This window comes from Dyadobacter sp. CY327 (assembly GCF_021390415.1).
Lineage (GTDB): Bacteria > Bacteroidota > Bacteroidia > Cytophagales > Spirosomataceae > Dyadobacter > Dyadobacter chenhuakuii.
The window spans coordinates 621,165-633,837 of sequence record NZ_JAJUXJ010000007.1 but is presented as its reverse complement, the minus strand read 5'-3'; the positions used below and the strand labels follow the sequence as shown (position 1 = coordinate 633,837).

The following is a 12,673-nucleotide window of genomic DNA, read 5'->3' as shown; positions in this document are numbered from 1 at the left end:
GCTGACCGCCGAAAGCTCAAATTCACGCATGTCATATTTCACAACACCTTCCCGCGTTATTATCACTTGTCACAAACGCCTTGCGCCCTATCTGGAACAAGAGGTTAAGAACCTTGGATTTGATATCGAGGAAGCATTTGTTACCGGATTACGGATCAAAGCATCTATCAATGAGTGCATTAAGCTAAACCTTAATCTTTATTGCGCAAGCCAGGTTTTGTATAGTCTGGGTTCATTCACAGCGCACCATCCCGATGACGTTTACCGGTTTCTGCTGCAAATGCCCTGGGAGGATATCATTGCCGACGAAGGATATTTTTCCGTCACCAGCAATGTTCAGAACCCGACCATCAACAACAGCATGTTCGCGAACCTGCGTGTTAAAGATGCCATCGTAGACCGTTTCCGCGATAAAAAAGGCACGCGACCAACCACAGGTTCGGATTTGATAGGCACGGTGATCCATTTATTTTGGAAGAATGATTCTGCTGAAATTTTCATAGATACGTCCGGCGACTCGCTTGCCCGGCATAGTTACCGCAAAATTCCGGGCAGGGCGCCCATGCTCGAAGCGTTGGCCTCCGCCACAATTCTGGCCAGCCGTTGGGACCGGAATTCGACTTTCATTAATCCGATGTGCGGGTCGGGAACATTGGCCATTGAAGCTGCTTTGATCGCTACTAACAGCCGCCCGGGCCTGTTCAGGGATAACTTCGCATTTATGCACGTGCTTGGCTACGACCGGGAAATATATTACGCTGAGCAAGATAAGCTGGAACAACAGATCAGGGAAGTGCCTGGCTTACGGATCATTGCAACAGATTACAGCAATGTGGCCATCGCCAATGCAAAGAAAAATGCCATCGCAGCCGGCGTAGCCGAACTCATAGACTTCGAATGCTGCGACTTTGCCGATACAGAAGTGCCGAAAGAAAATAAAGGCGTATTTTTTATTAATCCCGAGTACGGCGACCGGCTAGGCGAAATCGCAGAGCTGGAAGAAACATATGCGCGTATTGGCGATTTTATGAAACAAAAGTGTGGCGGATATTTCGGATACGTATTCACCGGAAACCTGGATCTTGCGAAAAAAATCGGGCTGAAAGCCAAGCGCAGAATTGAGTTCTACACCAGCACAATCGACTGTCGTTTACTGGAATACGAACTTTACGAAGGAACCCGAAGAGAATTTAACAAGGAGCCCGCACCGCTGGCATAGTTTTTAAAATGTAAGGTGCATAACCAAATAAAGATTGTCATGAAACAGTCACAAAATTCGGGATCGATGCAACAATCGCAGAGCAACCGCAAGCCTGACAATAAAGACAATATCGATAGCAGGCATAAGGAAGAGGAAATGGTTAAAGGAGACCATATTACAAATAATCACAAAGAGGAACATAGCAATTCAAAACAGCAAAAACAACAGCAATAGCCGCTGCACAAATGCAGTTTTGTGAAAGTAGGCCAGGATTCATTCCTGGCCTTTTTTGCAATATATCATTTCAAATGTCAATATAAATATGATCGTTAATTATCAGGAAAATGGCTGGCAGATCATCTCTCAGCGCGCGCACGGTCTGCTTTCCGGGCAAATCTGCTTTCACTGGAAACAGGACCTAAGGCCGGAACGATGGCTGGAAACGATCATTGCCACAACAGAGCATGACGACGCATTCAATGAATTCTTAAACGACAACATGCTCCTGAATGAAAATGGCGGGCCTGTGAACTTCAAGATGCGGAAATTTGATGAGGACAAATGTGAAGAACTCCTGCAACTGGCCATGTCCAAAAGCCGTTACATTGCTTTGCTTACATCACAGCATTTGCAATTTTTATACGAAAAAGAAACTGACAAAAAGATCGCTGCATATTGTGCCAAACTAAAAACATACGATCGGAAATGGCTTAAAGAGGCACAGCTGGATGCGAAAGAGATCAAAACAGCTTACGCTATCCTCGAATGGTGTGATGCATTTTCTTTGTTGCTATGCCAAAACCTGGTTCCGCCCGAAGGCCGCAAAATCGAGATCAGCGCCGGGCCGGATCAGCAGAACTATGAGCTTTGGTCGCCTGCCGAAAACGAACTCAGCGTTACACCGTGGCCATTTGATGTGGACAGTTTTCAGATTAATTTTGAATCAAAAACAATGACACAACTGCAATTTAACAATGTGGAAGAGTTTCGGGAGAAATTGAAAGACGCGCCGCTCACATTCCATACTTACATGATTGCGAAACACTGATCACACTTTGCATCTTATTCAATTTTAAGCTCAACCATTCGTTCATTAGCTGATTATCGGTTAAACTTTGCCGGTAATGCAGCACATTCTTATGAGAACCGCCTTTTTTTGTGTCATTCTTTTGATTGCCACCATTTCCTGCGACTGGATTGGCAACACACCCAGCTTCGGTGACGATTTTATTACTTACACCATTAAAGCCGGTGACCATGAGGTCGAGAAAAATGCTAATACGCCCTTCACAGCCAGCTCAATGCGTTTTCAGGTCGTTTTCGGCAGCTCCTGCATTTATCAGACAGCCATTCCTGAAAACCAGTTTGACATCAATAAGCTTTATGGCTTTTCTGATTGCAGCTCCCAACATCAAAACAATAGTGCAAGATTCGGCTGGAACTGGTTGGAGGGCAACATACACATCTATGCTTATACCTACGCAAATGGCATCCGGGAAGTAAAAGACCTGGGTACTGCGGAGCTGAACGAGACCAACAGCTTCAAAATAGCCTTGGAGGATAACGCTTACATATTTTCTTACCATGGGGTGGATACAAAAATGCCACGCCACTGTTCAGGCGGCGTGGGCATTGCTTATAAGCTCCTTCCCTATTTTGGCGGCGACGAAGTGGCGCCGCATGAAATAAAGATTAAAATACGGAATTTGTAAAAATAGCAAAGCTCTCCGGCGGCAGCATAATCAGTCGCTCAGCCGGTGGCTCGGTAACATTCCCCAATCCATTCCAAACTTCGTCTGAGGACGCGATCAGTTTCTTCCATCCGCCTGCCTGCTCTGGTAACCACATTTCACGCACCGTTTTAGAAAAATTCAGGACGGCAATAATCTGCTGTTCCGAAGTCCAGCGACGAAGGGTAATCGTTTCATTTACCGTGTTCGGCTCGACCTCCAATGCTTTGCGATCATTGCTGCGTAATGCTGGCTGTGATTTTCTCAGACGAATCAGCTCTTTGTAAAACTGCAACATCGTCTTATGCTGTCCTTCTTCAGGCAGTGACCATTGGAGTTTGGAGTTATTAAAAGTTTCCTCAGACATCGGGTCCGGAGCTTCGCCATCCAGATGGAATGCTGCGAACTCCCGCTTCCTGCCTTTTCTGACAGCTTCCGCTAGTTCAGGATCGGTATGGCTCACAAAATACTGAAATGGATTGCTCTCGCTGTATTCTTCGCCCATGAAAAGCATCGGCAGATAAGGGCTCACAAAAACAGCGCCGGCCAGCAATTTCTGCATTTCAAACGAGACAAGCTGACTTGTACGCTCACCCAGCATCCGGTTTCCTACATGATCGTGATTTTGAGAAAAAACCACAAATTGCTCACCGGGATGCCCGTCCGCCTTCACACCAAACTTACGCTTGCGATGTTCAGAAAACCCTCCGTCATATACGTAGGCATCTTTATACGATTTAGCCAGAGATGTTATAGGCTCAAAATCAGAGTAGTAACCGCTTCGCTGCTGGCCCGAGGAAACGCGCAATGCGTGGTGAAATTCATCTATCCACTGTCCGTCCATTCCGTAACCGCCATTTGCGATTGGCTTAATGTAACGTGTGTCATTCAGGTCCATCTCCACGATCAGGTAATGACTTTTTCCAGTCTGCTTAGCCAGCTCATCAACTTGCGTCCTCATTTCCTGCAAGATATGGACAGGACTCATGTCCTTTATGGCATGAACCGCATCCATCCGCAGCGCATCAATGTGGAAATCCCTGAACCACATCAGCACATTTTCGACAAAATATTCCCGGACACCATCGCACCAGGAAGAGTCAAAATTGAGCGCATCGCCCCAGGGTGTGTTGTATTTATCCGTAAAATAAGGGCCGTACTGCGGCAGCACATTGCCTTCCGGGCCAATGTGATTGTAAACGACATCCAAGATAACGGCGATTCCTTTCTCATGGCAGGCATTTACAAGATGCTGTAATGCCTCCGGCCCGCCATAGGAATCGTGGACACAATAAGGAAGAACCCCATCATAGCCCCAGTTACGCGCGCCTGCAAATTGCGAGACAGGCATGATCTCAATCGCATTAATGCCGAGTTCAACCAGATAATCCAGCTTGCTTTCCATTGCTGCAAATGTGCCTTCTTCTGTAAAAGTCCCGGTATGGAGCTCATATATAATGTAATCTTTCAGCGCCGGTTGCGGCAGGTCCTTATCGGTCCATTTGAAATTACGAATGTCGTAAGCAGCGGAAGGTCCGTGAACGCCCTGAGGCTGCCATAGGGATGCGGGATCCGGCTGTGGCTTATCTTTTACTACAAACTGGTAGAGATTACCCGATTTCAGCGCATCGGTCCTCAGCAGCCAGTAACCCATTTCCTGCTTTTTTAGCGGAAGCTGCTCCTGTGTGTTTTCCAGAAGCAGTGAAATCTCTTCTAATTCGGGAGCCCACACAACCACTTGCGCTTCACCGAATTCGTTGAACCGTACACCCGGTATCAATTTTTCGTTATCACTCATATTTTCTGTTGTTCCAATGCATGTTTAAATACAATGATCGACCTGCTATCCACCGTTACCGATGTATCTGGTCCGAATTTTTCGCCTTCTTCGTTCACTGTGCCTTCACTCGTATCAATTACTTTTCGCCATTCCGTTCCGTATTTTTTGGGAGGCAGCGTGTATTCAACGGGTTCATAATGCGCATTGAAGATCATATAAAAGCTATCATCATAAATCGGCTCGCCCTTTTTATTTACGTGGCGGATCCCCTTACCATTCAGGAAAACGGCCAATGACTTGGCGTAGTCGTGGTTCCAGTTTTCTTCCGGCATTTCGCTTCCATCAGGCAGGAACCATGCAATATCCTCCAATCCTTTTCCCTTAATCGGTAACCCGCGGAACCAGTCCCTTCTTCTGAACGAGCGGTGCGCCTTACTGAAAGCAATTAGCTTTTGCGAGAATGTCAATAATTCGTTATCCGCCTTGTCCCAGTTGAGCCACGATATTTCATTGTCCTGGCAGTAGGCATTGTTATTCCCGCCCTGGGTCCTGCCCCATTCGTCGCCGGCAACCAGCATAGGAACACCTTGCGATAAAAACAGGGTTGTCAGGAAATTACGTTTTTGTTTGTTTCTCAATGCATTCACTTCCGGGTCATCGGTTGGTCCCTCTATGCCGCAATTCCAGGAACGGTTATGGTCGTCCCCGTCATTGTTATTTTCGCCATTGGCTGCATTACGTTTGTCATTATACGACACAAGGTCATTCAATGTAAAACCGTCGTGTGCGGTGATGAAGTTAATACTCGCGGTTGGCCTGCGGTATTCCCCTTTGTATAAATCCGAACTTCCCGTAAACCGTTCTGCAAATTCGGCAAGCATACTGTCGGCGCCACGCCAGTAATCGCGCATGCAATCGCGGTATTGCCCGTTCCACTCGGCCCATCCGATCGGAAACTTACCTACCTGATAACCATTGAATCCAATATCCCAGGGCTCAGCGATAAGTTTCACCTGTGAAATGATCGGATCCTGGTGAATGATATCGAAAAATGCGCTCAACCTGTCCACTTCATGCAATTCCCTGGCAAGCGTAGAAGCCAGGTCGAACCGGAAACCATCCACATGCATTTCGGTGATCCAATAACGCAGGCTGTCCATGATCAGGCGCAGCACGCTCGGAAGCCGGGCATTCAAGGTGTTACCGGTTCCCGTGTAATCCATATAGTAACGGCCTTCCATAAGCCGGTAATAAGACAAATTGTCGATTCCCCGGAACGATAAGGTCGGCCCCATTTGGTTTCCTTCACCAGTATGGTTATAAACCACATCTAAAATCACTTCGATGCCTGCCTTATGCAGCTCCTTTACCATATTCTTGAATTCAACCACTTGCTCACCCAGCGTCCCGGAACTGCTGTAACGCACATCTGGCGCGAAGAAACCAATGGAATTGTAACCCCAATAGTTGGTCAGTTCACGCTCTTTCAGATGCCGGTCGGCAATAAAATGGTGAACCGGCATCAGCTCAACTGCATTTACGCCGAGTTCTTTGAGATATTTGATGGTGGCCGGATGCCTCATAGCAGCATACGTTCCCCGTATTTCCTCAGGAATCTGTTCATTCAACACCGTAAACCCTTTTACGTGCGTTTCGTAAATGATCGTATCATGATATGGAATCTCGGGTGCCTGTACGCCTTCCCAGTCAAAACCCGGATCGATCACCACCGATTTAGGAATGTAGGGAGCGCTATCCAGCTCGCTGAAACTGAGATCTTCATTTTCATCACCAATCACATAGCCGAAAAGCGCGTCATGCCATTGGATTGTTCCGGAAATGGACTTTGCATAAGGATCGATGAGAAGTTTATTGGGATTAAATCTGAACCCTGCTGTGGGGACGAAAGGTCCGTGGACACGGTAACCGTATAATTGACCAGGCTTCAAACCAGGCACATAGACATGCCACACATGGTGTGACGCTTCTTGTATTTCAATTTTGATATGCTCCCGTTCGCTCTCCTGGCTCTCGAAAAGGCAAAGCTCAACCCCGGTGGCATGCTCGGAATATAATGCGAAATTAACTCCTTCACCATCATATGTAGCGCCCAGTGGATAGGGTTCGCCCGGGTATACTATGACATTAATATGTTCGGATTTTTTGACAACGGTATTATTGGATACTTTTTTCATTTTTTAAATTTTTATTACAAATTTCCCTTTCGGCCACGCGGAAAAGCCCGCCTGAACACACATTACGCAGACCATCTTCGCCGGAATTTTTGTTTGAGAACACAATTTGCTATAAAATTATGCCAGTACGGCACTGATGGATTCGGGAAAATATTCCACAAAGCCTTTAATTTGAAGGATAACAATGATGATATGGACAAAAACACGCCCTTCATTCATCCCATGATCACCATTCAGAAATGGTCAGAAGAACTCAAAAGAATTGTGAGTGAAGCATAGCATTGAGAAAATGCTATTATTCAATAAATAGTGCCTTTTAATGCGAATTTGGTATGATTTTTGTGTTAAATCTATAATATCGATTACCTTACATTGAATTTTTTGACTTGTTGCTATCACTCTATCTTAACTAATTGAATTACAGCGTATACACATGCAGGTTTAATTTAAGGATACTAGATCACTTCACAGCTGACATTAGCAAGGATTTGAATGGATAGTTTTTTACCCATATTATGATTCTGATTGTCGACGACAGGCCCGAAAATATACTTCCACTTAAAAAAATCCTGGAACTGCACGATTTCAAAACGGATAGTGCAGAGTCAGGAGAAGAGGCATTAAAAAAAATACTGAAAAACAGCTATTCTGTGATCATTATGGACGTCCAGATGCCCGGCATGGACGGCTTTGAGGTTGCCGAAGCAATTTCGGGTTTTGGGAAAGCAAAGGATACACCCATCATTTTCCTTTCTGCTGTTAACAAAGAGAAGAAATTTATTACCAAAGGCTATTCTTCCGGCGGCATTGATTACCTCACCAAGCCCGTGGATGCGGATATTTTGCTGCTTAAAGTAAAGACTTTCTACAAACTTTATGAACAGCAGCAGGAGCTGAAAGCAATTCAGCATTCACTTCAATATGAAATTGAAATAAGAAAAAAAGCCCAGGAAGAACTCGCCGGACGAATGGAGGAGTTGCGGGTTATACTTGAATCGCTTCCACAGATCGCGTTCACCATTGGTGTGGATGGAAAAATAGAATTCGTAAATGAACATTGGTTTCAGGTGTCGGCGGACGCAAACGTATTTCCCGAATCGCATCCCGAGGACAACCTGTATGAGCGCTGGGAAACATCATTCAGGAACGGACAGGAATTTACCGGCGAAGCAAGGTTAAAACATTTAGAAACGCAGGAATACAAATATTTTCTGATCAAAATCATCCCAATCCTTCAAAATGGGCTGACTATCCGCTGGGTAGGCACATTCACAGACATCCACCAGCAAAAAATGGCAAATGAGCTGCTCGAACACAAAGTTGAACTCCGCACGAAGGAGCTGCTTGACAAAAACTCGGAACTCGAAACGACGAACCACGAGTTGCAGCAATTTGCCTGGGTTGTTTCACATGACTTGAAAGAGCCATTGCGTAAAATACAGACTTTCAGCCATTTGGTAAAAGACAAGTATTTGAATGAAAATGCGGAGGCCGTTTCGTATCTCAACCGGTCCATCAGCTCGTCGGCCAGAATGTCCCGCCTGATCAGTGACCTGCTCGATTATTCCAGGCTTTCGGTTAAAGCCCGCTTCCAGCCCACGGACCTGAATTCTTTACTGGATGATTTGCTTTCCGACTTCGATGAAATCATCCTGAACAAGAAAGCAGAGATTAGGATCAGCAAGCTGCCCATTATCGATACCATACCGAGCCAGATTCGTCAGGTTTTCCAAAACCTGATCAGTAATGCGCTCAAATTTTCCAAAGAAGGAATTCCGCCGGTCATAAACGTGACATCCACGATCATTGCCGACAAGCACGTGGACGCAGATGAGCACTATGAAGGGCAATATTGTAAAATCGTGATCGAAGATAACGGCATCGGGTTCGACGAGAAATTTCTGGACAGGATATTCGTCATTTTCCAGCGGCTCAACAATATGAACAGCTACGAAGGGACGGGAATCGGGCTGGCGATTGCCAAAAAAATTATGGACAAGCACAATGGCGTCATCTCCGCAAGAAGTGCGGAGAACCGCGGCGCCCAATTTATTCTCATCCTGCCTCTCGTCCAGGAGCAGGCTTTAAACGATAACAAAACTGAAAAATCAGCTATAAGCGCAGATGAAAAAAACCTCTAACTCGATAATTCAGCAATTACAAATTGTATTCTCCTTTTCCATTCTGCTGCTTATATTCAGCCTTTTGGCCTCCTATTACAGCACTCAGAAGCTTATCAATAATTCAGAACTGGTTAACCACACCAACCAGGTCCTCATAGAAGCTGAATCCATTATCTCTTTCGTTAAGGATGCGGAAACGGGCCAGCGAGGATATCTGATCACCTCAGAGGCAACATTCCTGGACCCTTATAATGATGCGTATGCAAAAACAACCAACAGCTACAATAACCTTAGCGAACTAACCGCTGACAACCCGGCACAGCAAAAAAACCTGCGGGAAATTAAAGCATTGTACGAAGCCAAATTCGGGCAAATGCAATACATTATTGACCAGACACGCCGGAACAGCAACTTTGCAGACGATCAAAACGGTCGGCTGCGTGAAATGATCAAAGGAAAAAAGATCATGGACGACCTGCGGCTGACCACAGAACGTATCAAGTCTGAAGAAAATAAAATTCTCCAGACCCGCCTGGAACAGCAGCAGATCTACATTCAATATACGCCTATCCTCCTCATTGTGGCCGCATTGATCTCCATTCTGATTACGGTTTTTGCATATATGCGCATCAAGAACGATATGGACAAGAGACTTGCTTTGCAGCTTTTAGAAGAGGAAAAATACAGAACCACAGAACGCAGGATTAACCGGATAGAACAGATCACAAGACAGGTTTCGGAAGGCGATTATGCCGTAAGATCCCAGGATGAAAGCGATGACGACATTGGCCGCATTTCAGCCGCACTGAATAAAATGACTGCTTCGCTCGAACAGACATTCAATGATCTGAACACCAGGAACTGGATGCAAACCGGAATGGTGGAGATCAGCGATGCGATCCGCGGCGAACGAATTTTGAAAAAACTGGCGGCGAACCTCATTGAAACGATTACGCGCTATTCCAAAGCCCACCTCGGCACGATCTATATCCAGGATAACGACTGGAACTTCAAACTAGCTAGCAGTTATGCCGTGGAGAATGCACCGGAAAACATCACTCCCGGCGCCGGCCTCGCTGGACAGGTGATCCATAGTAAAAAGCCGGTCGTAGTGTATGATGTACCCGAAAATTACCTGAAAGTAACTTCGACGCTCGGCGAAACCAAGCCAGCTGCGCTGGCGATCCTACCGCTTATTTACGCCTATGAATGCATCGGGGTGATAGAATTGGCTTTTCTTTCCAAACCGGACAAGCTTGAAATCCAGTTTTTGGAAGGCAGTCTGGAATCCATCGCTACGGGCGTTAACTCAGCATTGGATTACCTGAGATTGCAGAACTTCCTGGAAGAGACACAGGCCCAGTCGGAGGAATTGCAGACGCAGCATAATGAGCTGGAAAATCTGAATGCCGAGCTCGAAGCACAGTCGCAGAAATTGCAGGCATCCGAAGAAGAGCTGCGCGTGCAGCAGGAAGAACTGCAACAAACCAACGAAGAACTGGAAGAACGCAGCGGACTGCTGGAAGAAAAAAATGCAGAGATACAAAAGAAGGCCGAGGAACTGGAATTGACGACGCGTTATAAGTCCGAATTCCTGGCCAATATGTCCCACGAGCTGCGCACACCGCTAAACTCTATTTTACTACTGAGCCGGTTATTGTCCGAAAATGACGAGAAAAACCTGAGCACTGAACAAGTGGAATACGCAACCGTGATCCAATCTTCAGGAAACGGATTGCTCGGGCTGATCGACGAGATCCTGGACCTTTCTAAAATTGAGGCTGGCAAAATGGAGCTGGACTATGTTAATGTTACGGTAAAGGAAATTGTGGACGATCTGAAAGGTTTGTTCGCCCCGGTTGCTCGGGAAAAAGGACTTGATTTCGTGGTTGACATTGAAAACGGTGTTCCCCTGGTGATTGAAACGGATAAGATGCGTTTGGAACAAATACTTAAAAATTTGATTTCCAATGCGTTGAAATTCACTTCACAGGGTTCCGTCCGCATTGATATCAAGCGCAAATCCGGCTCGGAGAATATGCTCAGCTTTGCGGTAACAGATACGGGCATAGGCGTGGCGCCGGAGAAGCAACTGCACATTTTCGAAGCATTCCAGCAAGCCGACGGTTCTACAAAAAGAAAGTACGGCGGAACCGGACTGGGGCTGTCCATCAGTCGTGAGCTTGTTAAACTGCTGGGTGGTGAGATTGAACTATCAAGCAAATTAAATGAAGGCAGCGTTTTCACCCTCTCCATTCCTGTTGCAAAAGCTTTTGCCGGAAACAGCACCGAGCCAAAAACGTATTTCCTGAACCACAGCGAAGAAGCATTAAAGACCAAGCCGGAAGGAAACGATGCACGTTTCATCAGCACGGTAATCCCGGCCAGCATTGCCGACGACCGCGACAACATTCAGGCCACAGACAAAACGATCCTGATCGTGGAAGATGACACCATGTTCGCCAAGTCCCTGCTCGATTACACCCGGAAGCAAGGCTATAAAGGAATCGTGGCCGTTCGCGGAGATGAGGGGCTGGAATTGGCACAAACCTTCAAACCGATGGGTATTTTGCTCGACATTCAGCTTCCTATCCTGAGTGGCTGGGAGGTCATGGACGAATTGAAATCCAAGCCGGAAACAAGGCACATCCCGGTGCACATTATGTCATCGCACCGCATGAAAAATGAAAGCCTGCTGAAAGGCGCCGTGGACTTCATTGACAAGCCGGTTGCCTTCGAGAAGATGGAAGAGATCTTCAAAAAGATTGAATTTGTAGTCAGTAAGCAGAGCAAGAAAGTGCTTATCGTGGAAGATAATTCCATGCATGCCAAAGCGCTTGCTTATTATTTGTCCTCTTTCAACATTAACTCCCAATTGAAAAGCGACATTGACGAAGGGCTGCAAGCTTTGCAAAATAATGAGGTCGACTGCGTGATCCTGGATATGGGCATTCCCGACAAGAAAGCCTACGAAATGCTGGAAATGGCAAAAATGAATCCAAGCTTCGAACATATCCCTATTATCGTATTTACGGGGAAAAGCCTTTCGATGACTGAAGAGCTGCGTATCAAGCAATATGCAGATTCCATTGTAGTAAAGACTGCCCACTCCTACCAGCGTATGCTGGACGAAGTTTCGCTTTTCCTGCATGTGGTTGAAGAGAGCAAAAAGGCTCCGCAAAAAGCTTCGGACAGGCAGAAACTGGGCGGCCTAAGTGAAATCCTGCAAGGTAAAACGGTGCTGATTGCCGACGACGATGTGCGGAATATCTTCTCGCTTTCCAAATCTTTGGAAAACTATAAAATGAATGTGCTAACGGCACTTGACGGAAAAGAAGCATTGCAGCGGCTGGAAGAAAACCCGGACGTGGACGTGGTGCTGCTGGACATGATGATGCCGCAGATGGATGGCTATGAAACCGCCAGACGTATCCGGGAGAATTACCAGTGGCGCAACCTGCCGGTAATTGCCGTAACGGCCAAAGCAATGACAGGTGACCGCGAAAAATGCATTAATGCCGGCGCGTCCGACTACATAACTAAGCCTGTGGACATTGACCAGCTGATGTCACTATTGCGCGTGTGGCTTTATGAAAAATCCTGAACCTGGGAGATGGCTTAAGATCCGGATCCAAAGAAAATGA

At 46.3% G+C, this 12,673-nt stretch carries 8 protein-coding genes; 6 read left to right on the top strand and 2 right to left on the bottom strand.

Annotated features, from left to right (window positions below; all coding sequences use genetic code 11):
- Positions 1-28: 28 nt before the first annotated feature.
- From LZG74_RS18890 to LZG74_RS18875, 4 genes are all read left to right on the top strand, one after another.
- Positions 29-1,219 (top strand): class I SAM-dependent RNA methyltransferase, encoded by a 1,191-nt coding sequence (locus LZG74_RS18890; RefSeq protein ID WP_233798079.1) that lies wholly within the window; start codon positions 29-31, stop codon positions 1,217-1,219.
- A 39-nt stretch (positions 1,220-1,258) separates the two neighbouring features.
- A complete protein-coding gene (locus LZG74_RS18885; protein ID WP_233798078.1) occupies positions 1,259-1,435 on the top strand; it encodes a hypothetical protein in 177 nt (58 codons plus the stop codon).
- Positions 1,436-1,523: 88 nt separating this feature from the next.
- Complete coding sequence (locus tag LZG74_RS18880; RefSeq protein ID WP_233798077.1) at positions 1,524-2,249, top strand: DUF3891 family protein; 726 nt, start codon at positions 1,524-1,526, stop codon at positions 2,247-2,249.
- Between the two features lie 76 nt (positions 2,250-2,325).
- Complete coding sequence (locus LZG74_RS18875) at positions 2,326-2,913, top strand: hypothetical protein (protein WP_233798076.1); 588 nt, start codon at positions 2,326-2,328, stop codon at positions 2,911-2,913.
- Here LZG74_RS18875 and treZ read toward each other — a convergent pair.
- Positions 2,894-4,729, bottom strand: a complete 1,836-nt coding sequence (gene treZ / locus LZG74_RS18870) for a malto-oligosyltrehalose trehalohydrolase (RefSeq protein WP_233798075.1) — start codon at positions 4,727-4,729, stop codon at positions 2,894-2,896. The two genes, LZG74_RS18875 and treZ, sit on opposite strands and share 20 nt — an antisense overlap.
- On the bottom strand, positions 4,726-6,906 hold the full coding sequence (glgX, locus tag LZG74_RS18865) for a glycogen debranching protein GlgX (protein ID WP_233798074.1): 2,181 nt from the start codon (positions 6,904-6,906) through the stop codon (positions 4,726-4,728). Before glgX ends, treZ begins: the two co-directional genes overlap by 4 nt.
- A 515-nt stretch (positions 6,907-7,421) precedes the next feature.
- Between glgX and LZG74_RS18860 the strand changes: the two genes are divergently transcribed.
- Together LZG74_RS18860 and LZG74_RS18855 are read left to right on the top strand one after the other, a co-directional pair.
- Positions 7,422-9,047, top strand: a complete 1,626-nt coding sequence (locus LZG74_RS18860; protein WP_233798073.1) for a response regulator — start codon at positions 7,422-7,424, stop codon at positions 9,045-9,047.
- Positions 9,031-12,633, top strand: coding sequence for a response regulator (locus LZG74_RS18855; protein ID WP_233798072.1), 3,603 nt, complete (start codon positions 9,031-9,033; stop codon positions 12,631-12,633). Before LZG74_RS18860 ends, LZG74_RS18855 begins: the two co-directional genes overlap by 17 nt.
- Positions 12,634-12,673: the final 40 nt, after the last annotated feature.